The sequence below is a fragment of the Alkalicoccus chagannorensis DSM 18086 genome (assembly GCF_000429725.1).
In the GTDB taxonomy this organism is placed as follows: domain Bacteria; phylum Bacillota; class Bacilli; order Bacillales; family Salisediminibacteriaceae; genus Alkalicoccus; species Alkalicoccus chagannorensis.
Map to the genome: position 1 here is coordinate 26,113 of NZ_AUCK01000004.1, position 25,754 is coordinate 51,866.

The window sequence follows — 25,754 nt, forward strand, 5'->3', positions numbered from 1 at the left end:
ATAGCAATAGCTGAACTGTCCCGGTTTCCGGGGCAGTTTTTTAATGAAAGGCTATGTTATCGTTCGTTGTTGATTTCATCCGCTTTCGGCGGACGCTTGCTCAGGGGCTTGTCCCTTGAGCGTCGCCGCCTATCGCTACTTTCATCAAGTAACAACAACAAGCTTGAACAGAGTTCTATTTTCAAGGCAGCCAATGAGAAAAAGAGAGCCGTTTTTCCTGAAAGAAAAGGGCGGCTTGGTTCGCTGATTGAAAAGAACGAAAACCTGTTCTTCTCTCTGACAACTTGAAGCGACGTTGTACGCCGTGCCGATCAAAAGGTGCTGTGTGCTTTAATGCCTTGGTTCTTCCGAAAGAAAGCAGAACGCTCCCTTGTGATCATGCATGCGCTTTTATCAAATAAAAAAGAACCGGCTCCATAAAGAGACGGTTCCTGTACTGCTGCATGATTCACGCTGCATGAAAGAAGGCTAATCCGCTTCAAACATGCCGTACTCTTTTGTCCGTTTGAACTGTTTTTTGACCGCTAGGTACTGCTCGAGTTCGCGTACTAAATGAGCTAGAGCTGCTCTCGCCTCGAATTCTTCTCTCGTTTCCGGAAGCGGCATCGTTTTAAAAGACTCTTTCAGCTCGTCCAGCTTATCGATATATTTATAGGCAGTGTTCCGTGGATTAACACCATCAGCGAGTTCATCCATATAGGAAGCCAGCATATCGGCCTGCTCTACGTGGTAATCGATGGTGGTGAGGAGCGGCATCATCTGCTCGATAATATCGAGCTGTTTTTCTCTCATCTTAAAGTAGTGATAATAGGTGTCTTCATAACGCATAATATGATTTTCGAGATTCTGCAGGGCTTCATTCTTGGCTTCTTTCAGAATGTCGGAAGCTCTCGTGATTTCTTCCCCAGTCCAGTTCTGCTCCCCTTCCCGGATATAGGCTGCAAACTCGTGGAAAATAACAGCCAGCTGCTCTTCGAGATCGTCCTGCATACTGTCGAGCTTCTCTTCGTTACTCGGAATGTAAATGTTCATGACGAGAGCCGTGGATAAGCCGATGGTAATCAATGCGAGTTCGTTCAGGATCAAGCCGGTAGTGATGTTCTCGGCTGTGTAGAGATGAAACATGATGACAGCACTCGTCACGATACCAGAAGTAATCTGCAGCCTGACGGTCAAGGGGATAAACAGCAGCAGTACGAGAGCAATACTCCAAAAAGCATAGTTAAAAACTTCAAAAATGACCGCGCCCATCACAAGAATGATCAAACATGCTGCCAGCCGCTCCCATGAGCTCTGAAACGACTTCTTTCTCGTCTTTTGAATACAGAGGATCGTGAGAATCCCTGCCGATACGTAGAAGTCGAGCTGAAGGAGCTGTGCAGCCAGTACAGCGATGGCAGCTCCAGCTGCGGTTTTCATTGTCCGATAACCTAAACGCCACTGCCCCACGGTGGACCTCCTTTTTTTATAACCAGTGTGCCGCGCCGCTCTCTGCTTATAGAGGAAGAAGAAGATTTTCTGCTTCGCGGACAGCGGACAGAGCCGCCGTCTTTCTATATCAAACATAGGTTTTCTTAAGCACAGCCAAAGGCGCGGGCAGCCCTATAGGCCAGCGGGTGCCTCCTATAAACAATGACTACTATCTTTTATTATTAAAAAAACCTCCATGAGCATGGAGGTTGTCGATGTAAAAGTGGCGCGCCCGCCAGGATTCGAACCCGGAACGCGAGAGCCGAAATCTCGTATGATATCCATTTCACCACGGGCGCATGTCGTGCCGTCGGTCTCAACGGCACTCATTTAATATACCAAAATAATATCCGAAGTGCAACCCTTACTTTTCTAATTCTTCTTTAAATGTTTCGTAGTCTTCGAACATCTTTTCAAAATGGCTGTTCATCTGCTCTTCATTGTATCCGCGGCGTGCAAGACGAGCAGCAAAATTCTGTGCCCAGAGCGTCAGACGCTGAGACATACGTGAATATTTTTTCGCCTGCTTCTGGTTCTTCACTTCCTTCGAACGTTCGTCTGCATTGGACATCACGTTCTCTGAAATAAAGAGTGCTTTCCAGACATCTTCTTCTTTGAATTCTTCTGCATGCTCATCGAAGTATTTCAGAACACGCTTGTAATAATCATCGAACTGCTTAAATGGGACTTCTTCTTCCTGGTTCAAATAGAAATGTATTTCTTTATAAAGCTCCTGCATTCTGACCACTCCTATATGTATTTCCGTACCAATGCTCTGACGACTTTAGATTATAGCACAGCATGCCCTTTCTGCATAGAGCAGGACAGGAAAACAAACTGTACGGATGCTCAGAGAAAAGCGCCGGAGCAGCGTCCGGCGCCTGCTGTTTACTTTTTAAAGTGCTCGTCGAAGTAGCTTTCCAGTTTGTTGACAACTTCGATCGGCTCGTGTCCTTCAATTTCATGACGCTCTACCATTGCCTTCAGTTCCCCGTCTTTCAACAGCGCAAAGGATGGTGAACTCGGTGGATATCCGGTGAAGTACGATCTTGCCGTTTCCGTTGCATCTTTATCCTGACCTGCAAATACAGTAACAAAGCGGTCCGGCTGCACTTCATAATTCTTCATATACGCAGCGGAAGGTCTTGCAATCCCGCCGGCACAGCCGCAGACAGAGTTAACGACAACGAACGTTGTGCCCTCTTTCGTCAGTGTGCTCTCCACTTCTCCTGCGGAGGTGAGCTGATCATAGCCAGCCTGATCCATATCCTGACGAGCGGCCTGTACCACATCGTTCATAAACATTTGAAATTCCATGCTATACACCCTTTCTTCAACCTGATATCCTCATTTTACATGTTTTATTCGTATGTTCCAACGATTATGATGCAGGAATCTGAATCTGAAAGGAGGAAAGGCAGAGAATGGGTATGGCAGACGCCTTACATGTGCCGCCCGCTTCCTCTGCCGCTGCGATGCATATCCCTGTTTGTATGAAAGAATGGGCTCAGCTCGGCGTGGATTATCTCTTTGCGCGGACTGCTGCTCTTCTGATCCTTACTCTTTTTCCCGACCTCCAGGAAATGGTGGTAGCTGCTGTGACAATCATCATCTTTTTCGTCCTGCTTCCGGCTGCCGGGTCGTCGCCGGGGATGCTCGTCATCCAGCTTCCTATTTTCTGTGGCCGCCAGAATAGGGTGCTGCGAGGGACCTGGATTACAATCGGCTGGGCAGGGATGGTGACGGTCTCCGGATTCGTGCCTTCGGTTTGGTATATCCTTCTTGTGCTGGCAGTCATCCTCCTATCGACCGTCGAGGCAGGACAAACAAAATTGCTGTGGTTTACCAGATGGAGCGGGTGCCAACAGGCTGCACCTCCTCCTGTAAAAACAGAAGAAAACCCAGGCTGAGCACCGCGCAGCGCGGCTTATCCAGGTAAAAACACGGCGCCGGAATCGTCGATCCGGCGCCGTGTTCTGGATGAAACAGCATCATGTCTCTATTGCTGCTTCAGCGGCTGGAAGCTTTTTAGTCGAACAGTGCTTCTTCCAGGGCTTCCAGATTTCCTTCCATCAGACTAAAGTAGTCTTCCTCGTTCTCCAGATCTTCCTCCGTTTTTGCTTCCAGGTTATGCAGCCACAGCTCTTCCGCCCCGGTTTCCTCACGTACTGTCTCAGCGACATCAACTGGGATATTCTGCTCAAACATCACATGGTTGATATTGTTCTCTTCCATCATCTCGATGGTTTCTTCAATCTGTTGGATAGAAGGTTCATTCGTTGGAGAGAGCCCGGCAATACCTGTCTGGTGAATTCCGTAGCGGGCTTCCCAGTACCCGTAGCCTGCGTGGGATACCACGATGTGGTCTCGATCCATGTTATCTGCAAGCTCTTCAAACTGTCCATCAAGCTCTTCCAGTTCTTCGACCAGTGTATCAAAGTTTGCTTCGAAGGTTTCGGATGCTTCCGGACGAGCCTCTACGAGGGCATGCTTGATGTTCTCTGCCATATCCGCTGCCCTCATCGGATCCAGCCATACGTGTGGATCTTCATCACCATGAGCGTGATCGTCGTGGTTATTATCTGCATCGTTATGATTGGCGTCATCGTTATTATGATCATGCTCATCTTCGTGGTTGTGATTGTCGTTGTTATGATTATGCTCGTCGTTGTGGTTGAGATCATCGTTATTATGATTATGCTCATCGTCATGGTTGTGATCCTCGTTGTTATGATCGTGCTCATCATCATGGTTGTGATCGTGGCTGTAATCAAGCAGCTCTATTCCTTCTACAGCCTCGACCATCTGAACATCTTCGCCTTCAATAGCATCCTGGATACTGCTGATAAAACCTTCAAAATCAGCACCGTTATAAATAAAAAGCTCTGCTTCCGCCGTTTCAATCATCTGGTTTGCTGTCGGTTCGAAGGTATGTGCGTCAGCACCGACCGGCACCATGTTTTCTACCTCCACATCATCTCCGCCGATCCGTTCTGCAAAGTATTCCAGGGGATAAAGGGTTGTTTGTACCGAAACAGGATCCACGTCATCTCCCTCATCTCCTTCAGCATTATTTTGAGCCGATGGGTTGTTTATGTTTTCGTTCGTATCAGTATCATTCATCTCGTTGTTCTCATTCCCGCAGGCTGCGAGCACAACCGCGGCTGTAAGAAATAATGGCAAAGCCGTTCGTTTCATCATCAAGCTCCTCTCTATTTCTTTGATGTACAAAAAACAGTATATCGTAAGAATTACGTTTTGTAAATAATAATAATTACGATTTATTATGTATTTTCGAACATGTTTGTCTCTTGCCATCATCTGCTGCTGACAACGAAACATCGTTTGAACGGAGAAGTCCACCGCGCTATTCATATCTACCAAAAGTGCGGAGCGGCTTTTGGTCGGAACGGCGTGTGCCGCAGGATTGTTGAGGGTAGAAAGGGTTCTTCTTTCTTCACGCGCAGCGCTTATGTCCTTACATATGCTTAGACGCTTACGGCGATAAAACGCAAGCCTCGTTTAATCACCGCGCACACAGCCGCCCCTTCTCCCCGAGAGAGATTATGCAGTCTTAACAAGCTGAAAAGCGCTCCAAGCCCCTTTCAGGGCACGAAGCGCTTCGCTGCTGTATATTAAAGTGTCATTTGGTCTTCTGAAATATTTTCCAGTGTCTGCTTGATATGGTTCATGAACGCACCGCAGATCGCCCCATCCAGGATGCGATGGTCGAGTGACATACAAAGATTGACCATCTCCCTCACGGCAATGGCATCGCCGTCGACGACTACTGGCCGTTTCACAATCGACTCTACCGATAAAATCGCTGCCTGCGGCCGATTAATGATCGGCTGCGACTGGACGGAACCGAACGATCCAGTGTTGTTCAGTGTGAACGTGCCTCCCTGCATGTCAGCAGAGCTCAAGGATCCTGCACGCACTTTTGCTGCTGTGTCCTGCAGGCTGCGCGCGAGGCCGGTGATGTTTTTCTCATCGGCGTGACGGATGACCGGCACAAACAGTTCCTCTTCCGATGCCACGGCTACAGAAAGGTGTACGTCTTTATGACGGATAATGTGGTCGTTCTCCCATGTCGCGTTCACCTGAGGGAATTTTTTCAGCGCCTCGACGACAGCTTTCATGAAGAAAGGCATATACGTCAATTTGACGCCTTCCTGCTGTTCAAATTCCTGTTTCATGCGCTTACGCAGTCTGGACAGACCAGTCACATCCACCTCGACCATCATCCATGCATGAGGTGCTTCCTGCTTGGACTGTACCATGTTTTGAGCAATCGCCTTTCGTACACCGGTCACCGGGATGACCTCCCTGCGGCTGTCTGACTCCGGAGCCGGTCCGCTCTGCTTCGGTGCCTGTGCCTCAGCAGGAGCTGCTTCCTGAGCAGGCGACGCCTCTGCTGCCGGAGCGCCTTCACGGATACGTTTTTCGATATCTTTTCTCGTGATGCGACCGCCGCGTCCCGATCCCTTCACCTGCTGCAGATCAATCTTGTTTTCCTGCGCAAGCCTCATAACGGCCGGGGAGTACCGGCTGCTGTTGTCGTCGCCGCCGCTCTTCTTGTTGACATCCTCCTGCTTCGGCGCAGACTGCTGGACATCCGCTTGTTCCGCAGAAGGCGCTGATTTTTCCTGAGTCGGTTTCTCCTCTGCCGGCGCCTCCTCCCCAGTGTCGACGGTGCAGATGACCTGTCCCACCTCCACGGTCTGGTCAATTTCCGCAATTAGTTCTTTAATCGTACCTGTATAGGAGGAGGGTACCTCCGCATTCACTTTGTCCGTCATGACTTCCGCTATCGGGTCATATTTTTTTATTTCGTCCCCCGGTTCAACCAGCCACCGGGTAATCGTTCCCTCTGTGACACTTTCTCCCAGCTGCGGCATTGTAATCTCTACTGCCATCCTGCTCCCTCCTTAAAATTCAGCCAGATCCCGCAGGGCGGCTTCGATTTTATCCGTATTCATCATAAATTCCTTTTCCAGCGGCGGTGTGTACGGCATAGCGGGTACATCCGGCCCCGAAAGCCGCTGTACCGGAGCATCAAGATCAAACAGACAGTACTCCGCAATCACTGCGGCGACTTCTCCCATGATGCTGCCCTCTTTATTATCTTCTGTTACAAGCAGGACTTTCCCTGTTTTTGAAGCAGCTTCTATGACTGCTTTCTGATCCAGTGGATAAATCGTACGAAGATCCAGGATATGCGTGCTGACGCCTTCTTCCTCGAGCTGATCAGCTGCCTGCTTGGCGAAATGAACACAGAGGCCGTACGTAATAATCGTGACATCATCACCCTCCCTGGCCACGGCCGCTTCTCCGATGGGAACGGTATAATCGTCGTCCGGCACTTCCTCTTTCAAGAGACGGTACGCTCGTTTATGTTCGAAAAACAGGACTGGATCATTGGAGCGGATGGCTGATTTTAATAAGCCCTTCGCATCGTATGGATTGGATGGAATCACGATTTTCAACCCAGGAGTGGAAGCAAACATCGCTTCTACAGACTGAGAATGATAAAGCGCTCCATGGACTCCTCCGCCGAAAGGGGCCCGGATCGTCATTGGACAGTGCCAGTCGTTATTGGAGCGGTAGCGGATTTTTGCAGCTTCCGATACGATCTGGTTCACGGCCGGCATGATGAAGTCTGCAAACTGCATTTCTGCCACCGGTCTCATTCCGGCCATGGCCGCTCCGATTCCGACACCAGCAATGGCGGACTCCGCCAGCGGGGTGTCAATGACACGTTCTTCTCCAAAAGCATCGTAGAGGCCGTCCGTCGCGCGGAAAACGCCGCCTCTCTTACCGACATCTTCCCCGAGGACGAAGACGGTCTCATCCCGCTCCATCTCTTCACGCATTGCCTGTGTTACAGCTTCGATATATGTTTTCACGGCCATGGTTATTCCTCCTCATACACATGCTGCATCAAGGTACTGACTTCTGCGTAGGCAGCATTTTCTGCGTAATCCGTCGCCTCATCGATTTCATCCCTGATCCTGCTCCGGATTTCTTCTTCTTTCTCCTCCGTAAGAATCCCTTCTTCCCGGAGATAGCTTCCGAATGTATGAACAGCATCGATTTTTTTTGCTTCCTCCACTTCTTCCCTGGAGCGATACGTACTGTCATCATCGTCGCTGGAGTGTGGGGTAAGGCGGTAGGATATCGTTTCGATGAGGCTCGGTCCTTCTCCGTTCACCGCGCGCTCTCTTGCCTTTCTCACTGCGTCATAGACAGCCAAAGGATCATTGCCATCGATGGTTTCTCCATGAATGCCGTACGCTTTCGCCCGTTCGGAGACGTGTTCAACGTTCAGCTGCTTATCAAGCGGCACGGAAATCGCATACTTATTATTCTCACACAAAAAGATCACCGGAAGATCATGCACGCTGGCGAAATTGATGCCCTCGTGAAAATCACCCTGGTTGGAGGAACCTTCTCCGAATGTGGTGAACGCGACGCTGTTCTCTTTTCTCATCGAAGAGGCGAGGGCAAATCCGACGGCATGCGGAACCTGCGTGGTCACAGGGGAAGAGCCCGTGACGATCCGTTTCACTCGATGGCCGAAATGCCCCGGCATCTGCCGGCCGCCGGAATTGGGATCTTCCGCTTTTGCGAAGGCGGACAGCATTAGTTCTTTCGATGTCATGCCAAAATGAAGCACAACGCCCATATCACGGTAGTATGGCAGGGCGTAGTCCGAATCAGTATCCAGAGCTGCCGACGCACCCACCTGGGCTGCTTCCTGACCCTGACAGGATATAACGAATGGAATTTTACCGGAGCGGTTCAACAGCCACATCCGCTCGTCGATCATTCTTGCTTCCAGCATCGTCGTGTACATGTCCAGTACCTGCTCTTCCGTTAATCCTAGATCTTGATGTTTTGTTTTCAATTGGAACTCCTCCTTTGCCTTACCCGTGTATTTGACGTCCTTCCACTGCAAGTGCTGCCTCACCAACAGCCTCTGACAGGCTCGGATGAGGGTGAACCATCCCGGCAACTTCCCAATGTGCTGCATCGAGCAGCTTCGCGAGTGCCGCTTCTGATATCATGTCGGTGACGTGCGGACCGATCATGTGCACCCCGAGCAGATCATCGGTCGCAGCATCTGTTACGAACTTAACGAATCCGGACGTATCGCCATGAACGAGCGCTTTACCAACAGCTTGAAAAGGAAACCTGCCGACCTTCACGTCGTAGCCGCTGTCGGCTGCTTCTTTCTCTGTCATGCCTACACTTGCGGCTTCCGGTGCAGAATAGGTGCATCGTGGGATGAGGTTGTTATCCATCGGCTCCACGTTTCTTCCTGCCATGTGTTCGACTGCTGCTGTTCCTTCATGAGAGGCAGCGTGCGCCAGCTGCAGGCCGCCGATCACATCACCGACAGCATAAATGTGAGACTCTTTCGTCTGCAGGTACTTATTGACTTTGATGACACCCTGTTCCGTCCGAATATCCGTATTCTCAAGCCCGATCTGATGAATATTCGCTTCTCTTCCTACCGACACCAACAGCTTCTCTGACGTAATCACGTCTTCTCCGCCGGTACTTCGAAATGAGATCGAAACGCGGTTTTCCTCTTTTTGCATCGTATCAGGAAGCACTTCTGCTCCCGTATGAATCGTAACCCCTTTTTTCTCCAGAGCTTTCTTCATCTCTACAGCAATGTCGTGGTCTTCTGCTGGCAGTATGCGGTCTGTGTATTCAAGAACCGTGACCTCAGAACCGAAGTCTGCAAACATCGAGGCCCATTCCACCCCGATGACACCACCACCGACAATGGTCAACGACGCTGGCAGCTCGGTCAGACGCAGCGCCCCATTTGAAGAGAGGACCTGCGTTTCGTCGAGTTCCAGTCCAGGCAGGGTTTTCGGTTTTGAACCGGTAGCAATAAGGACATTGGCGGGAATCAGCATGTCATTCTCCCGTTCGTCCTCGTATTCAACAGAGATTGTTCCTGCAGAAGGAGAAAAAATGGAAGGTCCCATGATTCTGCCAAATCCGTGATAGACATCAATTTTTCCTTTTTTCATCAAGCTCTGTACCCCTTGATGAAGCTGATCGACAATCGCATCTTTTCTGCTCATGACTTTGGAGAAAGAAAGGCTGGTTTCTCCGGATTCAACCCCAAAGGCCTCTGCTTTCTTTACTGTTTGATAGACTTCTGCGCTGCGCAGCATTGCTTTGCTCGGGATACATCCTTGATGCAGGCAGGTGCCGCCCAGACTGCTTTTTTCTACTACCGCTGTTGTCATGCCGAGCTGTGCTGCACGAATGGCGGCAACGTAGCCTCCCGTACCAGCTCCTAATATGACCAGATCATATTTTTCAGCCACAGGTATCTCCCCTTTTACCGCTCGTGCGTCGGTATTTGATATATTTTCGGTTCTTCCAGTCCACGAAGTACCCTCAACACACCGGCGTTCAGTGCTTCGAGCTCATTCTCTCCAGGGCGGATAAGTACTTCCGCTATCCATTGTACACGATTCGAAATTTTCTGCACAAATTCCCGGCCGTACGCAAGTCCACCGGTTAGAATGACCGCATCCACTCTTCCCTCCAAAACCGCTGCGTTCGCTGCAATTTCTTTCGCTACCTGGTAAGCCATCGCCTCGTAAATCGTTTCGGCAGCACGGTCTCCACGGACAATTCGATTTTCTACCTCTACGGCATCGTTCGTACCGAGATACCCTGCGAGACCTCCCTGTCCGACGATTTTTTTCATAACTTCGTCTGCATAATAATCACCGGAATAGCACATGGATACGAGATCACCGGCAGGCACCGTTCCCGCTCTTTCTGGTGAAAAAGGTCCCTCTCCGTGCAGTCCATTGTTCACATCGACGACTTTGCCGTAGCGGTGGGAGCCGACAGTGATCCCTCCACCCATATGCGCGACAATGAGCCGAAGATCTTCATAGTCTCTTCCGAGTTCTTCGGCCGCCTTTCTTGCCGTCGCTTTCTGATTCAGCGCATGGAAGATGCTGCGTCGTTCGAAATCTGCAAATCCAGATACTTTGGCAACTGGATCCATTTCATCGACAACGACGGGATCGACGATATATGCTTCAATATTCAGTTGTGACGCGATTTCATCCGCGATAATGCCACCTAGATTGGATGCATGCTGGCCTGCATAACCTTCTTTCAAGTCCAGAGTCATATCTTCATTCACGCGGTACGTACCGCCTTCGATCGGCCTCAGCAGTCCGCCGCGTCCGACGACAGCATCCAATTTGGAGATGTTGATGCCTGCCTCATCCAGCGTCTGAAGTACTGCCTCTTTGCGGAAAGCATACTGGTCGATGATCGAATGAAAGGCAAGGACTTCCTCTCGATCGTGACGGATCGTTTTTTCCATTAATGGCATTTCGTTTTCAAACACACCGATCTTCGTCGACGTGGATCCTGGATTCAGTGCCAGCACACGGTAAGAATGCTCCACTCGTCTTTCCCTCCTCTAAACACGGCCCCGTGACAGTATATTCATGTCGTTCTGCAGGAACTGCCTGCGGGATTTTCTCATGGTTTCAATCCGCTCTTCTGCCATCCGATCTGCAGCGGCATAGGAAGCTATTCCATCTCTATGGGCGATCTCAAAGATTTTTAGAATGTTGTCATAAATGGTCTCTACTTTTTTCATGGCTCGATCCCGATTGTAGCCGAGCAGCTCATCAGCCACATTGATCACGCCGCCGGAATTGATGACATAGTCCGGTGCATAGACGATTCCTTTTTTCTTCAGTTCCTCTCCGTGACGGCTTTCATGAAGCTGATTGTTTGCAGCCCCGGCTACAACAGATGCTTTCAGTTTTGGGAGGGTGTCATCATTGATCACAGCTCCGAGAGCACATGGAGAAAAGATATCACAGTCGACACTGTAGATATCATCAACATGAACAGCCTCCGCACCGAAGTCTTTTACCGCTCTTTCTACGGACTGTTCATGAATGTCAGTCACAATCAGTTTAGCTCCCTCTTCGTGAAGGTAGCGGCACATGTTGTATGCAACGTTGCCGATCCCTTGAACCGCAACAGTCTTCCCTTCCAGCGAGTCGGAACCGAATGCTTCCTTAGCTGCTGCCTTCATCCCTACGTAAACGCCATAGGCCGTAACCGGCGATGGGTTACCGGAAGAACCGAACGCTGGTGAAACGCCTGTTACGTAGTCCGTCTCTGCGTAGACCAGGTCCATATCTTCTACGGTCGTTCCCACATCTTCCGCGGTAATATAGCGTCCGTTCAACCCTTGGATGAAACGGCCGAAAGCACGGAACATCGCTTCGTTTTTGTCTTTTTTCGGATCACCGATGATCACCGTTTTGCCTCCCCCGAGATTCAATCCGGCAGCTGCATTCTTATAGGTCATGCCTTTGGATAGACGGAGCGCATCTTCAAACGCATCCTCCTCGCTGGCATAGGTCCACATTCTCGTTCCGCCGAGTGCCGGTCCGAGTGTTGTATCGTGAATGGCGATGATCGCCTTTAGTCCGGATTCTCTGTCCTGGCAGACGACAACCTGTTCATAGTCCTGTACTTCCATTTTCGAGAATAAATTCATATCGATCCCTCCTGGCTTTGGTCTGCAGTACTAACTGCCATCATCATAGAAAAAAGTTTGCTTTCCACGCTGTCTGAACGGGAAGAGAGGACAATCGGTGCACCAGCTCCGACAATCATGCCGCCGACAACCGCTCCGCCAATATACGTAAACGACTTATACAAAGCGTTCCCTGTTTCAATCTGTGGAACAAGCAGCAGGTCCGCCTGACCCGCTACCGGTGAAGTGATGCCTTTCTGCTCAGCCGCTTCAGGGGAAATGGCATTATCAAATCCGAGCGGTCCATCAATGATGCAGCCGGAAATCTGTCCACGCTGGTTCATCATCGTCAGCGCAGCCGCATCGAGTGTAGCCTGCATCGACGTGTTTACCGTTTCCACTGCAGCAATCACAGCTGCTTTTGGTACTTCTACGCCCATGTTCTTCACTGCTTCCACGGCATTTGTTGTGATTTTTACTTTTTGCTCCAGGTCGGGAGCTATATTCATCGCCGCATCTGATAAAAATAGAAGCTTCTCTCTTCCGGGAAGAGAAAATCCAGCAACATGCGAGAGGATCCTGCCTGTACGAAGTCCATGCTCTTTATCCAGCACCGCTTTCAATAATGTGGAGGTCGCCGTCATGCCCTTCATTAACACATCGGCTTCCCCCTCCGATACCATCTTCACTGCCTCGGATGCAGACTGTTTCTCATCTTTCGTATCAATAAACCGGCTGGTCGATGTATCAGCTGAATATCCAGCTTCCTGCATCGCATCCGTCATCTCGGAGAGCGGGCCGATGAAAAGAAACGTCGCAAGGTTCTCATCAGACGCCTGCGCTGCAGCCTGAAAAATAGAGGCATCTACCGCGTGGGCAACAGCAATCACCGCCCGCCGTTCTCTAGTATGTATTTTATTTTTTAATGTCATCATGTCCATACAAGAACCCCCTTCTACTCTAACTACCTATGCAATATTCATGCCAAGTCAGACTTGCGTAAGAACAACGTCCTGCAGCAATTATGCATGCAAAAACATGCATGCGCGCAACATAATGCATGCATGTTTTTGCACATTACGCCAATTGATGTTTATCCAGTTTGTAGTATAAGCTCCTGATGCTGATGCCCAGCTGTTCCGCCGTTTTCTTTTTGCTCTCGTGATTCTCCTGAAGTGCCTGCTGCAGAATCTCTTTTTCGCGTCCTGCAAGGGCTTCTTCCAGTGTTCCTGTATACCGCTGATCCCGTTTAACAGAGACGGCTCCATCCATCATCAAGTGGGATGCCTGCATAACGACTGCCGATGCCGGCATGTGAATCATCGCCCTGCCCAGCACGTTTTCCAGTTCCCTCACGTTTCCAGGCCACGGGTAGGCTGTCAGCTGATCCTGCGCCTGGGTGGAAATCGATTCGATGCGCCGGCCATAGTCCTGGTTCAATTTTTTTAACAGCACGCTGCTGACCAGCTCAATATCTTCTTTTCTTTCCCTGAGCGGCGGAATATGAATCGGCACCCGATTCAGGCGGTAGTATAGATCCGAACGGAAGGAACCATCCTTCATCTTCGCTTCCATGTCCACATTGGTTGCGGCAATGATACGCACGTCCACCTGAACCGGTGTCGTACTGCCGACCGGCATAATCTCCCCCTCCTGCAGCGCCCGAAGAAGTTTAGCCTGTGTACCGGCTGAAAGTTCACCTATTTCATCCAGGAAGATACTTCCTTTATCGGCTTCTTGAAAGAGTCCTTTTTTCCCCCCGCGCCTCGCACCAGAAAACGCGCCTTCTACGTAGCCGAACAGCTCACTTTCCAGCAGATTTTCCGTAATTGCCGCGCAGTTCACACGGACAAACTTATTAAAGCGGCGCCGGCTTTCATTGTGGACGGCATGGGCAAACAATTCCTTGCCGGTTCCGGATTCACCTCGGATCAGAATAGCAGCTGGTGTTTTCGCCGCGGCTTTTGCCTGCTCTACCGCAATCATGATCTCTTCTGAGGTGCCGGCGATGTCGTTAAAATCATATTTTGCTTCCAGCGTGCGGATGATTTGTTTCGCCTGTTCCAATTCGGAGGTTAACTCTTCCATTTCGGAGACATCGTGAATAACACCGACACTCCCACGGATACGGCCATCTACAATCACCGGAGCTGCGTTGACGACGACATCTTTCTTTGCTGGACCGACTTTCATCCTTGCTCCCCGGACTGCTTCCCCGGTCTCCAGCACTTTCATGTGCATACTTTCTCCTTCGGAAATGTCCACCGCAGCAGGCTGGCCTACAATCTGTTCCTCACTCAGTCCGGTCAGCCTCGTGTAGGCCGGGTTTACAATGAGACCGATGCCGTTGTCATCCACTACGGAGATGGCGTCATCGGAAGAATGAATGATCGCCTCCAGCATCTGCTGTATTTCTTTCAGGCTTGTTACTTCCTCCGCCATTTGTTTAATCTCGGTAATATCCTGAAACACCCCGAGCGCACCTTCCAGCCGGCCTTCTTCATAAAGAGGAATCCTGGTAGTAATAATGGCACGTTTTTCGTCCAGCCACTGCTGCTGGTTATGTTCGACCTGCTGGGTGGCGAGAATACGCGGCAGGCGGCTGGAAGGCATGACATGGAGAACGTCTTTGCCAAGAACGTCCTCCTCTCTTAATCCCGTCATGTCTTCGGCTCGCTGGTTCAGCAGCGTGATCTTGCCTTTCAGATCGACAGCAATCATGCCGTCATAGGTAGCATTGATGATGTTATGCAGGCGGCGGTTTTTTCTTCTGCTCTGCCCCTCCGCCTGATATAATTCGGCTGCATAGGAGAGCATGCGCTCCACGCAGCTATCTCTGCTGTTCTTCTCCAGGCAGACATCTGCTGCCTCCCTGCTTTCAACACTCGTGAATCCCGCTGACTCCGCCAGCTTTTGTAAATGGTGATCGTTCCCGGTGTATATCCGCATCTGCCTCCGCCTTTCCATGCCTTTCTCGACTTCACTTGGGTTCTATTGTACAATAAACAGGAATCCATTACGAAATGAGGGATACAGTCGTGACAGTACAGCGTTTTCTTGCGCTGATGGTCATGCTGATTCCGGTGGTTACCGCCGGTTATGGCATCAAGCTCATGCGCGACACGATGTTTGACATCATTAACACACCCTTTCCGAATCTGATGATTCAATTCTTCGTCGGAGGTTTTCTATTTGCAGGTGGGATATGGTTTTTCGCAGGATTCATCCTGCGCCGCGACCGCCGGAACAAACGCGTTGCCGAAAAATTTCAGCAGGAGCAGCAGCGGGAAAACGGAAATGCCCTATAGCCCGCTTGTCCATCGCCCCGTTCATAAAAACCCGCCGGAAGCGCTGCTTCCGGCGGGTTTTGTATGTAGAAAGGAAAGGTAGACAATCCCTTCGACCGTCTCCTGCTATTTCGAACGGTGCTCCACACGAAGTTTATCAGCCACCATTGCGATGAATTCGGAATTTGTGACTCAGTGCGAGGCATATATGGCGTTATTTCAGCGTTTTTGCTTCGGGAATACTGTCGAAGTAGACGGTCATAGTCGTTCCTTTATGAGGACATTATAGCGGACATTCCTGCATTTTACAAGCGTTTTCTCAAATCGCCATTCTACGCACATTAGCCGCAGTACGACCCGCCGCACCGAAACTAATGTCCGCAGAATCGCCCTCTCAGCGCACAAAAAAAAGGCCGGCCCGCCCTCGCAGGACAGACCGGCTTAATTTACGTTATTTTGTCGAGCACCACATATTCGCGCCCGTACTCCGTTTCATAGCCGAGCATGATAACGCGGTCACCACTTTGCAGCGTTGCCACACTCGCTCCGATTAAAACATCTTCCGCATCCAGCACGCGATCTACCCCGTCGACATCAATCCGCAGACTAGGCGAGCCGCTCGTCACTCGGCCGAAGCGTACGAGGACGTCATGGTTCGCGCCTGTCGTTCTAATTAAATCGACGAATTTCGAATATGTTCCGCCTTCTTTCATGTATTCGCCTCCTTATACTCCCGCCGGCAAATCGCCAACTCGCGTTACATTTAAACTCATCGTATGTTGCCCGTTTTCATACGTGTGTGTATGCGCAGTTACCCGGTACAACCCAACGATGCCCGACGACTGCTCGCGAAAATAGGCCCGCCGGCCGGCTCGTACAGCGTCCATGCCGAGTGCGTCTATACTTGCCTCGTCGTCAATCTGCGTCAGCTCGTCAAACCTTTCGGCCGCCGCATTACGTACTTCCGACCGGCTAACGTCACTGCCGCTGTATGACTCGCGGGCTGTCGTCAGGCCATAGCGGTCGATGTGCTGCTGCGATGTTTTGCGTTCTTTATATTCGTCGTCTTCGCCGCCAGTCATGATTAACCGGCCACGCATGTCCTCGATGGACTGCGAGTAGTTGGCGCTCATGATACTTTGTCCTTCTTCGATCACCCGGCCAGGCGTGAAAAACGATTCTTCGCGCAGTGCTACGTTTCCGCGAAAATTGTATAGGACGTAACGCTTTCCGGTTTGCTTCTCCGTCTTTTCAATCGCCTTTTTAAACGTAGAGAAAAGCGTTTCATTTTCTACGCTTAACTTCGGAATTACATAACCCGTGTCGTCTATCGCGTTGACGCCCAAGTCGAACTCACGGCAGAGGCGGCGCAAAATATCGCCAGCCGTCTGCTTAGTAAACTTTCGCGTGATTTCGTTCTTTGTCAGGTAAGCATTCGTATCGTAGGCCGTCAGCGTTTCCATCAATTCGGCATCAATATCGCGATTAAAAATCCGCCCGCGAAACCACTCCACGCCGTGATTTTTGAAAATCAACCAGTCTCCGTTGTCGAAGTTAATCCGCCGGTCGCGCCCGTTGACGGAATTATACAGCGATACTTCCAGCGTGGCATATGCCGTGTTAATGTCGTCGGTGCTTTGGACCTGCGTCACCAGGTCGGTCACATCGGCAGTCCGTGCACCGTCGTCGTGTTCGACCTGTATGTCGGCATATCCGTGCACCATCATCGGCCGGCTCATGCTCCCGACACCTGCGCTTTTTCAATTCTGCTGTACAATTGCGCCGCGATCTTGTCGATGTCGGAGTCGTTACGGACAGTCATGTTCTGCACGGTCACATTCACACCGCCACCGCCGCCGGACTGACCATTCCGCCATGCTTCGGCATCATTTCGGTCGAGTACGGCCTCGCCGCGGTGTAGTCTTGCGTGGTAGCCATCGTAAGGTACGCTGTCGAGGCCGTGGAAATGCCCGCTACCTCTGCCGGTCACGCCGTCAACAAGGCCGCTGGCTGCACGGCCGCCCAAACTGCGCAGACTGCCCATGCCGCTGGATACGGTATCAACCGCCCATTTAGCAGCGCCGCCAAGTGCGCCCATCGCCGACTCAAAGCCGCCCACGATACCATCGACGATCGACGAGCCGAGTTCTGCAAACGAATCTTGTACGCTGCTGATCATGCTGCGGACTTTACCGGGGATTTCGCCAATGAAGTCCGCGATGGTCTGCGGCAGATCGCGAATGATGTCGGCCGCGTTGTCATACGCATTTTGGAACCATTCTTTAAAGTCGCCGGCAAAGTCGGTCAGGATCGTAACGCCGCGGTCTTTCATGTCGCCGAGGAACTCCGCTGTTCGACCCGGTAGCTTTCCCAGCCATTCGACTGTATTATCGTAAGCCTGCGAAATGTAGTCGCGAAAGATGCCCGGCAGTTCCGCCAGCAGCGCGACCACACGGCCGACCATATAGCCGAGCCAATACGCGGCGTCAGCAGGTAGCTGCGTGAATATGTATACGACAATCTCGCGCGCTCGTTCGATGGCGGAAGCAATACCTTCGCGGATGGCCTCAAACCGTTCGATCACGGCCGTTCGCAGCGCCGAGACTGAATCGGTCACGGAGTCGCGAATACTAGCGAAGGCTTCCACCAGGGCCGCCCACAATTCGGACGCTTTGGCCGTTACGAGGTCCCAGTTCCGGTAAAGTAGCACGCCGGCCGCGACCACTGCCGCGATAGCTGCCACGATCCAGCCGAGCGGCGAAAGTAGTAGCGTTTTCGAGAACAGCAGTTTCGCCTTCGCCATCAAGCGGAACACCGTCGCCAGGTTCCGCCCGACGCTGACCATCATCGACAACGCCAGCATGGCCGGCCCGATTGCCGCTGCCAGGGCGCCTGCTGCGAGTGCTGCCCGCTGCTGGTCGCCGCTGAGATCCCCAAACTTGCGAGCCAGGTCAGAAATAATTTCCACGCCGCCTTCGAGCGCCGGAATCAGTGCGTCGCCTACTTCGATGAGGAAGTCCTCGATAGCCGACCGCATTTCGCGCATCGAGCCGCCAAAGGTGTCCTCCATGATTTCGGCTTGCTCCGCTGCGGCTCCGGTTGAGTCGCGGATAGTATCTTCAAGCTCCATGAATCCTTCGCGGCCGTCCTGCAGGAAAACCTCCATCCCCTTCATCGCCTGACGTCCAAAGATGTCCTGCATGGCGTCGGCCCGATCAGCGCCGGAAAGGCCGTCCATACCTTCCTTGATGCCCGCAAGAATATTCGGAAACGACTTCATTTCGCCCTCAGCATCGAATATGCTAAACGCGTAGTCTCCGATCGCTATCTTGCCGTTCTCGGCCGCGTTTTGCAGGTCGGACAGCACGGCAACCATCGACGTACCTGCTTTCGATCCTTTAAGGCCGGAATCTGAAAGTATACCGACCGATGTAGCCGCTTCCTCTAAGTCCATTCCCGCAGCGTTAGCTATCGGTGCAAGGTACGACATCGCCTGGCCGAGCTGGTTGACGTCGGTGTTTGCTGACGCCTGTGCTTTCGCGAAAATGTCCGAGGCCTTGCCGGCGTCCTCTGCGCCCATGCCAAATGCTGACATTGTATCAGTCAGAATATCAGCAGCGGATGACATTTCGACACTTCCTGCGCTGGCTAGGTCGAGCACGCCCGGCAATGCTTCGACTGATTCCGCGGCATCCCAGCCGGCCAGTGACGTATATTCTAGCGCACTAGCCGCCGCGCTCGCGCTGTGGGCCGTAGTGGCTCCGGCTTCCCGGGCGGCGCCCTCCATCCGCGCGAGTTCGTCAGACGATGCGCCTGATACTGCCTGTACGCGCGCCATGCTATCTTCGAAGTTTGACGCAGTATAAACGGCCGCGCCTGCCGCGCCGACCAGGGGCGCCGTGACTTTCTTCGACATCGCCTTGCCGCCGTCGCTCAGTTTCTTCTGCGCCTTCTCCAGGCCGCCCATTTTGCCCTCGAATTTGCCGGCGGCACTTTTGGCCTTGCCCATTTGTGAGGTAAATTCGTCGCGCAGCCGCAAGACTGCTTCGAGGTTCATAGCCATTCGGCCATCACCTCGGCATCGTACGCTTTCTTGGCTTTATCGAAGTGCTTTCGGAACTTTTTGCGCTGACCTGCGTTGAACGCCTGTGCTGCTTTGTATACGTTGTTGGCGTATGTATAGCCGCCTGTGCCGCGGTCATAAAGCGCCCGGACGGCCAGGATTTCGTCAAAGTCCGCTTGTGATGCATGGTCCGCCGCAGTAATACGTTTGATAACCTGCGTTATGCGATCAAAATTGCGAATATTTTCCATGATAAAACGCTCCCTTCTGCGTGATTTCGTATAAAAAAAGACCCGCACCAACGAGGGCACGGGCTAACAACGAGCTTGTAGGAAAGCTCAAAAAGGAGAACATTCCGCTCCGGGTGAACTAATCCCATCATCGCAGCTTGCCGTATATTATTCCGCTAGTTCCCGAACTTCCGCGGCATCCAGCATTACACCGAAGTCCGGCCGCTTTTTGCCGTACAGAATCCGCTTGTTTCGCATCAGCCCGCCGCTCGGCGTTTCTTCGAAATACATGCCGATTTCATCCGCTGCCTTGTAGTGAGCCTGCTCGGCGTCTGCGTTCGCTTTTCTGGCACGGTCGGCCAGTTCGCGCTGCTTTTCTGCGAGTGCTTGGGCTTCTTGCTCGATCTGGGCGAGTTCCGCTTTTCTGGCGGCGTTTACCTCATCCGCGATGTTGCCAGCCAGTCGATCGAGTTCCGCGTCCTGCGAGGGGTTGCCGTTGAGGACGCCTTTTCGACGCTGGTCTTTGAGAAAGCGAATTCGCGTTTCGAGCTTCTGCTGCTTTTCGTGCAGTTCGAGCTGCTTATCTACGCTGACTTCGCCCTCAATTTCGAGGGCAAGGCGTTCAATTTCGGCCTGTTCGGCTTCGATCGCTTCTTTTATTTGCTGCTGGCGCTGACGGCCAGGCTTGGCGTCCTTCTTGAACCGCTTCATTTCGTCCTGTAGTTTTTTAGAAAATTCCATGCTTATACCTCCAGTCCGATGATTCGTGCGTGTGCCTGCTCTTGGATCAGTTCCAACGTAAATTCGCCGAGGATGGTTCCGTTCACACTGTCGCCGGTAGTGCTAAGTAGTTCATGAGTGAATGGGCGGAGTGGCCGAACTTTGACACGATTCATGTCGACGATAAATACTTCATTGTCCTTGAGGTTTTTGTTTATTACGAAATCGAACGTCCCAAAGTCGTTGACGAGTTGATCCACGACGTTCCCGCGAGTATTGTCCTGACGCTCCAGGCGAACATGCTCCGCTCCCATTCGGCTGATCTGCCGCTTTTGCGAAGGTGACACCATGATCTTGTAATCCGTCTGGCTGCGTAGGGCGCCCGCTTCAAAAAGCGACTGAATCGCGTCATTCAGGATTTCCGCGGTGAGGTCGTTTCCCCCAGCGTCGATAACGTTCGTCTCGATAAACGAACGGACACCGCGCATCTGCCTTACTGTGCCGCCCTGGCCTTCGTATTTCTGGCCGTTGACGAGCGCCTTCTCCAGTTGCAGCGATAGTTCCGTCAGCTTTTTCGCCTGCTCGTAGTTATACAAATCTTCGATGCCAGTCAGAGAAACAGCCTGCGCCGTGCCGGTCACACTGATCGTTTCGTCAAAAATCTGCGTAATGTTTGATACCTGCTTTCGCGCCTTATACCTCGATTCCCCGGCGTCAGCGCCTTCGGCTCCTTCGCGAAAAAGCACCTCGACGGTATCACCTTTCTGATAAGCTGCGGCTTCTGTGCCGTGTAGGCCACGTTCCACTTCGAGCGTGTTTTGCGTGTGATTGACGCCTGTAACCTTCAGGAGTTCCTCGTCGATCTTAATCTGATGGCCGATCATGAACGGCTCCGTATCGTCAACGAGGATTTCTTCATCTGCCGCGGCTACGTCGTCTTTTAGCTTGGTTTCAAAGCTGAATGTGCTGTCCTCAAACCATGAGTGTTTCACATCCAAGACTGGTTCACCAAAGCCTGTGTATTGAAGAATCGGAATCTGGTGTTCGTTCAGCAGAAAGACCTGATCCTCTACTGATTCCTGTACGCCTACGAGTTCATTCAAGTATACTTTTGCCATAAATATCCTGCTCCTTTTTTAGTTAAAAATAATTTGGTCGATATTACTCACGTACTGCCCTACGTGCTTATAACCTAGTTCTTCCGCGTCATCATACGCCCTGTCCTTCGCAAATTTCGCCGCTACATCTAGTGGCATCGCGTTATATTCCACGCTACGTGTGCGCATAAGCTCGCCGGTTGATTCGTCGAGTACCTTCGTTCTTACATTTACATAACCGATCGAATCCGGTGGCTCGACGGTGACGATTATCGTACAGCTTTTAATTTCGTTGGTCATATTTACGCCTCCTTTAAAGTAGGCCGATGCTTTCCGCTGCTTCTCTGTTCAGCCTCGGATAATTCCTCGCCCCGCGTTTTTGCTTCAAATCCTGTTCGCGCTGTTGGAAAGCGGCTTTCTTCTGCAGCGCTTGATCTTTGGTTTCATATGTATTATTCTTCCTTTTCATCGAACGTTACCTCCTTTCCCCATAGTCTGTTATGTCATCACTTAGAAGCCGCTTTTTAGGGTGTCGGCTGTATTACCCTTCAGCGCCTTTTTTCGATTCTCACACGCACGCACAGGCGGCCATTTTCGCCCAATATGCCGTATTTTGGCCTTTTTAACTGTTGACATGACGTCGTGCCTCGGCCTGGTATTCGCGAAGTTTCTGCCGGCGGTGAATATCCGCACAAGTATCGCAGCGCTGCTGACGATTGCTTCGCGGCTCGAAGTCGGCCTCACAATCGACGCAGACTTTGACGTTATGCGCGTCCGGGCTGCCCGCGATAATCTCCCAGTATTCCTGCACAAGCCGCTCGTCGGCCGGCAGTAGGACGCGCTCAAATTGCGGACAGCGGCGGTGGCCGATAAAGCCCGGCGCAAAAAGTTGACAGGTCGCCTCGCCGTTTACTTCCGCCCGACAGCCTCCGGCCCCTGTAAAGTTGGCACAGGTGGCCGCTAGTTGGCCCGCCTGGCGATCGACCTTCTTCGTGCGAGGTGTTTCGCGGTGGTAGTAGTCGTGGTCATAGCCGCTGCGACCGCCCAGCTGGCCGACCACTTCGCCTACGAGGGCCTTTATGTTACGTTGCTTCTTTGTCATCCCGGTTGTCCGTCCTTTCTCGCTGCCAGGCGGCCTGCTCGCGTTCCAGCATTTCGAGCATGTCGGGCGCGCTGACACCGTATTCTATTGCCAACTCCGCCAGCATGGCGCCGAATAGCTGCGGGGTAAAAGTCGGCGTGGCATCGTAAAATGTCAGCACGTCCTGGCGCGCTTTTCTGCTGTTGCAGCTCTTGCACGCCCGGGTGAGGTTGCTGGCTACGTGTTCTCCGCGGCCCAACGGTTGAATGTGATCGAGCATTACAGCCTCGCCCGGTGCGAATTGATAGCCACAGTAAGAGCAGGTCGGCTTGCTTCGTTTTAAGAGATAGTCATCGTACGACAAAAGGTCGAATACACCATTTCTGCGCATGCGCGTTTGGATGAAACGCCATGCTCGGCGCTCAAGTGTCTCGCTCATAGGCCAGCACCTCCGATGACTTCCAAGATGCCGACCGCTGCTGCTGTTACGCTGTATATCGCGACAATATCTACTATCCAATTTCTGTATAATACGTTACCCATCTCCGCACCACTCCGCTCCGTTTAGTTTTTTTAAAGGATTTTTATTCCGTCAGCTTCAAAATGCAAGTGACACTTCCACGCCTCGCCGCCCACTGGTCGATCAGCCTGCGCCGCTGTAAGCTCGCGCTGCGCGAATGGTACGTCCGAAACAATGTTCGCGGCTTCCGTTTCGGCCGGCAGGTTCTCGCAAAAATCTGATAGACTCTGATAGGCCGCCGCTGCCAGGTGCCCATAGTAAATCGACTCCAGGCCGGGCAGAGCGTCGCCTGCATCGGTGGTGGCCGAGATTTTCACGTCAAAGGTATTCCGTTTGGTACGTTGTACTGTCTGGCTAATGTTTACGATCACTTCGCATCTCTCCTCAACTTTGATTTATAATAAAAAGCCAGGCTGCTTTGTGCGGCCCGGCTCTCTATTTCTTCTTAGTAAAATTGTTTCTGATTGAAAATTCTTCAATCAAGGCTTCTGGCGGATTGCCTCGTTTACGGTAAAATATCGCCGGGTTGATCCTGTAAAATGTACCATGCCCAGTTTTTATTTCACCGAATACATATTCGTCGCCTATCTTAAGCCTCATCATTTTATTTCTTAGCCTAGCCTGGTCTTTCATTCCCACAAGTCTTGAAAGTTCCATTTGATTAAAAGCCTGCGTTTTTCTTACATCTTCTTCATAAGGGTTTTTACAAATGGTATTAGTTTTTAAATGGACGTACGGAAGTAGTTTATATACCATGCCTACATCCCGAGCGGATGTTCCCCCATACATTTCTCGTATCTTAGTCTTAAATGAGCGTATTACTGTTGAGTTATTAGTTTTCCCGCGAAAATGGTAATTGTCATTAACGTAGTAATAACCGTCCTGCTCAAAAATGAGATTGTGCTTCTTCATTTCGCTCATAAAGCTTTGATACATCCGCTCACCAACCCCTAAGTATTCTTTAATGTCAGCCTTTCTCATCGGAAGTGACGGTCGTTTATTAGTAACAAGGCGATTGTTGTAATCTATGTATGTTTGGATATATAGAAAATGACCTAAGTAATTATCTTTAATTTCCGTTAAGACCTTGATGCTCTCCATATTTGAAAAAGTAAACTCAGGTTGACGTCCATTCCCTTTCTGCAATTTCTTTTTATAGCTCTCTATTTGCTTTTTACTTCTAACAACGTGCGTTTTTTGGGGCGCGCTCACCCTGATTTCCCCTGTTTCCTCATCAATTTCGGTTCTTGTACCTTTAAAATATTCATGTTCATCAAATTTAGACACGTAATTCACTCCTTAACCTGCAATTTTTTTGTCATTTCAAGGTGCTTTTGCAATTCTTTTACTTTCAAAAGTTCTTCATCAGTTAAGTTCATCGTTTTTAATAGCCGTTCGTAAAACCTTTCAGTCAAATTTCTTTGATTAGATTCCAGTAAATAGATGTAAGTCTGGGTCACTCCTGTGATCGATCCAAGTTGCGCCTGTGTTAAGTTAAATAATAATCTAACAGCCTTTAAAAACTCCCCTGTCATATTAGATCACCCCTCCCCTTCACCGTTGTTTTTACAACTATCTATTTAAAAAAAGCGGAACTTTTACCTTCCTACTATTACCGCTCAGATACCCCGGAAAATAGCGGTTTTTCTATGTTCTCAGCGATTTATTTTCACGAATTTTCATATCCCGCTGATAGTCACGCGTATAATACTGAGCGCCTTTCGTATTTACCTCGTCTATTATCCAACCTTCCATTGCTCGCTCGTTCTTACTGAAATTATCAGCGGCCGTCTTGCTTAATTTATCTCTTACTGCGTTCTCTGGCAGTGCGCTTCCGGTTGCTGCTTTTCTTCTTTTTGCGTTCTTCTCCGCATGTTTGTGAGCATCGCAGCAGTATCGTTTGCTCCCGTGTTTTTCCGCCCCTATAGCTGCGTAACAAAACCGGTACTGACATTCTCGCAGGCCGGCGATTTTTTTATCCGCTTCTTCCTTAGTCATATAACCTTCTTCCGCGAGACTTAAATAATCGCCGGTAACTGTCGGAACACTTTCGCCCGTTATCGGGTAATCTATATAGGTGTGTTCGAAGTCCTCCGCAGGTTCCTCCTTCATCCTTAATAAACGTTCCGCCTGTCGATCGAGCTTGTCTCCTAGCTTCGAAAGAATTTCTTTTCCGCTGCTATAATTAAGAAGAGATTCGCCGCGAGTGTTGTAGAAAAAGTCGGTCGCTGTCCGACGTGAAATAGCGGCCACCATGACATAATCGCGCATTCTTTCTTTTGCATCCGGATTTGTTTCGCGAATTTTGAACGAGATCCACGGATTCAGCGCCTCGACTATACCGCCGGAAAATTCTAATTCTTCCGCCACCCGCTCGTAGAATGTAACCATATGGCGCTCGCCTTCCCCTAACTCGTTAAAGCACGGCGGGCAAACGTCGCCGTAATCTTTGTTGAACTGCTTTTTTGAGGCGGAAACTCTTTCTCCGCAGTATTCACAGTAGTTGTATTTTGACATTAAAGTTCTTTCCTCCTTTTGCATTTCTGCATTTCGTGCATACCACTTCTGCATTTCGTGCATACCCTATTTCGGCCTTCAAAGCCCGCCATAGAGCCTTTTCTTCGATAAAAGCGGCAAACTTATTTCTTTCAGTCTTTATGTTCTAAAACAAACGCAAATATACTGATACTAGCGGTATTAAACGCAAGATGGCGGCACTATTCTAATT

Annotated in this window: 28 protein-coding genes and 1 tRNA gene; 2 read left to right on the forward strand and 27 right to left on the reverse strand. The window is 50.8% G+C overall.

Annotated features, from left to right (window positions below; genetic code table 11):
* Positions 1-468: 468 nt before the first annotated feature.
* The 4 genes from G477_RS0102665 to G477_RS0102680 form a co-directional block, all read right to left on the reverse strand.
* Positions 469-1,449: an aromatic acid exporter family protein gene (locus G477_RS0102665; RefSeq protein ID WP_026696624.1), complete on the reverse strand. Its 981-nt coding sequence runs from the start codon at positions 1,447-1,449 to the stop codon at positions 469-471.
* A gap of 245 nt (positions 1,450-1,694) precedes the next feature.
* Positions 1,695-1,769 (reverse strand) — tRNA-Arg (locus G477_RS0102670).
* A 65-nt stretch (positions 1,770-1,834) separates the two neighbouring features.
* The gene (locus G477_RS0102675) at positions 1,835-2,209 is read right to left on the reverse strand and encodes a hypothetical protein (protein ID WP_026696625.1); all 375 of its coding nucleotides are present in this window, start codon (positions 2,207-2,209) and stop codon (positions 1,835-1,837) included.
* 149 nt (positions 2,210-2,358) lie between these two features.
* A complete protein-coding gene (locus tag G477_RS0102680; RefSeq protein ID WP_026696626.1) occupies positions 2,359-2,787 on the reverse strand; it encodes a BrxA/BrxB family bacilliredoxin in 429 nt (142 codons plus the stop codon).
* A gap of 107 nt (positions 2,788-2,894) precedes the next feature.
* Between G477_RS0102680 and G477_RS0102685 the strand changes: the two genes are divergently transcribed.
* A complete protein-coding gene (locus G477_RS0102685; RefSeq protein ID WP_026696627.1) occupies positions 2,895-3,380 on the forward strand; it encodes a hypothetical protein in 486 nt (161 codons plus the stop codon).
* Positions 3,381-3,498: 118 nt separating this feature from the next.
* Here the strand turns inward: G477_RS0102685 and G477_RS0102690 are convergent, their stop codons facing one another.
* From G477_RS0102690 to G477_RS18520, 9 genes are all read right to left on the reverse strand, one after another.
* Positions 3,499-4,671, reverse strand: coding sequence for a metal ABC transporter solute-binding protein, Zn/Mn family (locus G477_RS0102690; protein ID WP_026696628.1), 1,173 nt, complete (start codon positions 4,669-4,671; stop codon positions 3,499-3,501).
* A gap of 434 nt (positions 4,672-5,105) precedes the next feature.
* Positions 5,106-6,389, reverse strand: coding sequence for a dihydrolipoamide acetyltransferase family protein (locus G477_RS0102695; RefSeq protein WP_026696629.1), 1,284 nt, complete (start codon positions 6,387-6,389; stop codon positions 5,106-5,108).
* A 12-nt stretch (positions 6,390-6,401) separates the two neighbouring features.
* Complete coding sequence (locus tag G477_RS0102700) at positions 6,402-7,385, reverse strand: alpha-ketoacid dehydrogenase subunit beta (RefSeq protein WP_026696630.1); 984 nt, start codon at positions 7,383-7,385, stop codon at positions 6,402-6,404.
* Positions 7,386-7,387: 2 nt separating this feature from the next.
* Positions 7,388-8,329: a thiamine pyrophosphate-dependent dehydrogenase E1 component subunit alpha gene (locus G477_RS0102705; RefSeq protein WP_245575377.1), complete on the reverse strand. Its 942-nt coding sequence runs from the start codon at positions 8,327-8,329 to the stop codon at positions 7,388-7,390.
* 70 nt (positions 8,330-8,399) lie between these two features.
* Positions 8,400-9,824: a dihydrolipoyl dehydrogenase gene (gene lpdA, locus G477_RS0102710; RefSeq protein WP_026696632.1), complete on the reverse strand. Its 1,425-nt coding sequence runs from the start codon at positions 9,822-9,824 to the stop codon at positions 8,400-8,402.
* A 14-nt stretch (positions 9,825-9,838) separates the two neighbouring features.
* Complete coding sequence (gene buk / locus G477_RS0102715) at positions 9,839-10,933, reverse strand: butyrate kinase (RefSeq protein ID WP_026696633.1); 1,095 nt, start codon at positions 10,931-10,933, stop codon at positions 9,839-9,841.
* A 15-nt stretch (positions 10,934-10,948) separates the two neighbouring features.
* Positions 10,949-12,049, reverse strand: coding sequence for a Leu/Phe/Val dehydrogenase (locus G477_RS0102720; RefSeq protein WP_026696634.1), 1,101 nt, complete (start codon positions 12,047-12,049; stop codon positions 10,949-10,951).
* Complete coding sequence (locus G477_RS0102725; RefSeq protein ID WP_026696635.1) at positions 12,046-12,969, reverse strand: bifunctional enoyl-CoA hydratase/phosphate acetyltransferase; 924 nt, start codon at positions 12,967-12,969, stop codon at positions 12,046-12,048. The genes G477_RS0102720 and G477_RS0102725 overlap by 4 nt, the downstream gene beginning before the upstream one ends.
* A gap of 136 nt (positions 12,970-13,105) precedes the next feature.
* Positions 13,106-14,977 (reverse strand): sigma-54 interaction domain-containing protein, encoded by a 1,872-nt coding sequence (locus tag G477_RS18520; RefSeq protein WP_051287629.1) that lies wholly within the window; start codon positions 14,975-14,977, stop codon positions 13,106-13,108.
* Between the two features lie 89 nt (positions 14,978-15,066).
* On the opposite strand from G477_RS18520, the gene G477_RS0102735 reads away from it, so the two are divergent.
* The gene (locus G477_RS0102735; RefSeq protein WP_026696636.1) at positions 15,067-15,336 is read left to right on the forward strand and encodes a DUF2627 domain-containing protein; all 270 of its coding nucleotides are present in this window, start codon (positions 15,067-15,069) and stop codon (positions 15,334-15,336) included.
* 425 nt (positions 15,337-15,761) lie between these two features.
* Here G477_RS0102735 and G477_RS0102740 read toward each other — a convergent pair whose 3' ends face one another.
* The 14 genes from G477_RS0102740 to G477_RS0102805 all read right to left on the reverse strand — a co-directional run bounded on the left by G477_RS0102740 (position 15,762) and on the right by G477_RS0102805 (position 25,543).
* Positions 15,762-16,028 carry a hypothetical protein gene (locus G477_RS0102740; RefSeq protein ID WP_026696637.1) on the reverse strand — a complete coding sequence of 89 codons (267 nt, stop codon included), beginning with the start codon at positions 16,026-16,028 and terminating at the stop codon, positions 15,762-15,764.
* A gap of 12 nt (positions 16,029-16,040) precedes the next feature.
* Positions 16,041-17,054 (reverse strand): XkdQ/YqbQ family protein, encoded by a 1,014-nt coding sequence (locus G477_RS0102745; RefSeq protein ID WP_026696638.1) that lies wholly within the window; start codon positions 17,052-17,054, stop codon positions 16,041-16,043.
* Positions 17,051-19,378: a phage tail tape measure protein gene (locus G477_RS20405; protein WP_051287630.1), complete on the reverse strand. Its 2,328-nt coding sequence runs from the start codon at positions 19,376-19,378 to the stop codon at positions 17,051-17,053. The genes G477_RS0102745 and G477_RS20405 overlap by 4 nt, the downstream gene beginning before the upstream one ends.
* The gene (locus tag G477_RS0102755; RefSeq protein WP_026696639.1) at positions 19,369-19,629 is read right to left on the reverse strand and encodes a hypothetical protein; all 261 of its coding nucleotides are present in this window, start codon (positions 19,627-19,629) and stop codon (positions 19,369-19,371) included. Before G477_RS0102755 ends, G477_RS20405 begins: the two co-directional genes overlap by 10 nt.
* 147 nt (positions 19,630-19,776) lie before the next feature.
* Entirely contained in the window at positions 19,777-20,319 is a 543-nt protein-coding gene (locus G477_RS0102760; protein ID WP_156897265.1) for a hypothetical protein, read from the reverse strand.
* A gap of 32 nt (positions 20,320-20,351) precedes the next feature.
* The gene (locus G477_RS0102765) at positions 20,352-21,446 is read right to left on the reverse strand and encodes an SU10 major capsid protein (protein WP_026696641.1); all 1,095 of its coding nucleotides are present in this window, start codon (positions 21,444-21,446) and stop codon (positions 20,352-20,354) included.
* A gap of 18 nt (positions 21,447-21,464) precedes the next feature.
* Positions 21,465-21,725, reverse strand: a complete 261-nt coding sequence (locus G477_RS0102770) for a hypothetical protein (RefSeq protein WP_026696642.1) — start codon at positions 21,723-21,725, stop codon at positions 21,465-21,467.
* Positions 21,726-21,738: 13 nt separating this feature from the next.
* Positions 21,739-21,894 (reverse strand): hypothetical protein, encoded by a 156-nt coding sequence (locus tag G477_RS21110; protein ID WP_156897266.1) that lies wholly within the window; start codon positions 21,892-21,894, stop codon positions 21,739-21,741.
* Positions 21,895-22,047: 153 nt separating this feature from the next.
* The gene (locus G477_RS0102780; protein ID WP_026696643.1) at positions 22,048-22,527 is read right to left on the reverse strand and encodes a hypothetical protein; all 480 of its coding nucleotides are present in this window, start codon (positions 22,525-22,527) and stop codon (positions 22,048-22,050) included.
* Complete coding sequence (locus tag G477_RS18530) at positions 22,508-22,945, reverse strand: HNH endonuclease (RefSeq protein ID WP_035211042.1); 438 nt, start codon at positions 22,943-22,945, stop codon at positions 22,508-22,510. The genes G477_RS0102780 and G477_RS18530 overlap by 20 nt, the downstream gene beginning before the upstream one ends.
* Before the next feature lie 134 nt (positions 22,946-23,079).
* Positions 23,080-23,397, reverse strand: coding sequence for a hypothetical protein (locus G477_RS0102790; RefSeq protein ID WP_026696644.1), 318 nt, complete (start codon positions 23,395-23,397; stop codon positions 23,080-23,082).
* Positions 23,398-23,461: 64 nt separating this feature from the next.
* Positions 23,462-24,313, reverse strand: coding sequence for a hypothetical protein (locus G477_RS0102795; protein WP_026696645.1), 852 nt, complete (start codon positions 24,311-24,313; stop codon positions 23,462-23,464).
* Positions 24,314-24,318: 5 nt separating this feature from the next.
* Positions 24,319-24,561 carry a helix-turn-helix domain-containing protein gene (locus tag G477_RS0102800; protein WP_026696646.1) on the reverse strand — a complete coding sequence of 81 codons (243 nt, stop codon included), beginning with the start codon at positions 24,559-24,561 and terminating at the stop codon, positions 24,319-24,321.
* Between the two features lie 112 nt (positions 24,562-24,673).
* Positions 24,674-25,543 (reverse strand): hypothetical protein, encoded by an 870-nt coding sequence (locus G477_RS0102805; RefSeq protein ID WP_026696647.1) that lies wholly within the window; start codon positions 25,541-25,543, stop codon positions 24,674-24,676.
* Positions 25,544-25,754 lie beyond the last annotated feature (211 nt).

Excerpts from the sequence above, each read along its gene's own strand:
- G477_RS0102675 (WP_026696625.1), bottom strand. The coding sequence starts at position 2,209 with ATGCAGGAGCTTTATAAAGAAATACATTTCTATTTGAACCAGGAAGAA.
- G477_RS0102680 (WP_026696626.1), bottom strand. The coding sequence starts at position 2,787 with ATGGAATTTCAAATGTTTATGAACGATGTGGTACAGGCCGCTCGTCAG.
- G477_RS0102685 (WP_026696627.1), top strand. The coding sequence starts at position 2,895 with ATGGGTATGGCAGACGCCTTACATGTGCCGCCCGCTTCCTCTGCCGCT.
- G477_RS0102690 (WP_026696628.1), bottom strand. The coding sequence starts at position 4,671 with ATGATGAAACGAACGGCTTTGCCATTATTTCTTACAGCCGCGGTTGTG.
- G477_RS0102695 (WP_026696629.1), bottom strand. The coding sequence starts at position 6,389 with ATGGCAGTAGAGATTACAATGCCGCAGCTGGGAGAAAGTGTCACAGAG.
- G477_RS0102700 (WP_026696630.1), bottom strand. The coding sequence starts at position 7,385 with ATGGCCGTGAAAACATATATCGAAGCTGTAACACAGGCAATGCGTGAA.
- G477_RS0102705 (WP_245575377.1), bottom strand. The coding sequence starts at position 8,329 with ATGTACACGACGATGCTGGAAGCAAGAATGATCGACGAGCGGATGTGG.
- G477_RS0102720 (WP_026696634.1), bottom strand. The coding sequence starts at position 12,049 with ATGAATTTATTCTCGAAAATGGAAGTACAGGACTATGAACAGGTTGTC.
- G477_RS0102725 (WP_026696635.1), bottom strand. The coding sequence starts at position 12,969 with ATGGACATGATGACATTAAAAAATAAAATACATACTAGAGAACGGCGG.
- G477_RS18520 (WP_051287629.1), bottom strand. The coding sequence starts at position 14,977 with ATGCGGATATACACCGGGAACGATCACCATTTACAAAAGCTGGCGGAG.
- G477_RS0102740 (WP_026696637.1), bottom strand. The coding sequence starts at position 16,028 with ATGAAAGAAGGCGGAACATATTCGAAATTCGTCGATTTAATTAGAACG.
- G477_RS0102745 (WP_026696638.1), bottom strand. The coding sequence starts at position 17,054 with ATGAGCCGGCCGATGATGGTGCACGGATATGCCGACATACAGGTCGAA.
- G477_RS20405 (WP_051287630.1), bottom strand. The coding sequence starts at position 19,378 with ATGGCTATGAACCTCGAAGCAGTCTTGCGGCTGCGCGACGAATTTACC.
- G477_RS0102755 (WP_026696639.1), bottom strand. The coding sequence starts at position 19,629 with ATGGAAAATATTCGCAATTTTGATCGCATAACGCAGGTTATCAAACGT.
- G477_RS0102760 (WP_156897265.1), bottom strand. The coding sequence starts at position 20,319 with ATGAAGCGGTTCAAGAAGGACGCCAAGCCTGGCCGTCAGCGCCAGCAG.
- G477_RS0102765 (WP_026696641.1), bottom strand. The coding sequence starts at position 21,446 with ATGGCAAAAGTATACTTGAATGAACTCGTAGGCGTACAGGAATCAGTA.
- G477_RS0102770 (WP_026696642.1), bottom strand. The coding sequence starts at position 21,725 with ATGACCAACGAAATTAAAAGCTGTACGATAATCGTCACCGTCGAGCCA.
- G477_RS21110 (WP_156897266.1), bottom strand. The coding sequence starts at position 21,894 with ATGAAAAGGAAGAATAATACATATGAAACCAAAGATCAAGCGCTGCAG.
- G477_RS0102780 (WP_026696643.1), bottom strand. The coding sequence starts at position 22,527 with ATGACAAAGAAGCAACGTAACATAAAGGCCCTCGTAGGCGAAGTGGTC.
- G477_RS18530 (WP_035211042.1), bottom strand. The coding sequence starts at position 22,945 with ATGAGCGAGACACTTGAGCGCCGAGCATGGCGTTTCATCCAAACGCGC.
- G477_RS0102800 (WP_026696646.1), bottom strand. The coding sequence starts at position 24,561 with ATGACAGGGGAGTTTTTAAAGGCTGTTAGATTATTATTTAACTTAACA.
- G477_RS0102805 (WP_026696647.1), bottom strand. The coding sequence starts at position 25,543 with ATGTCAAAATACAACTACTGTGAATACTGCGGAGAAAGAGTTTCCGCC.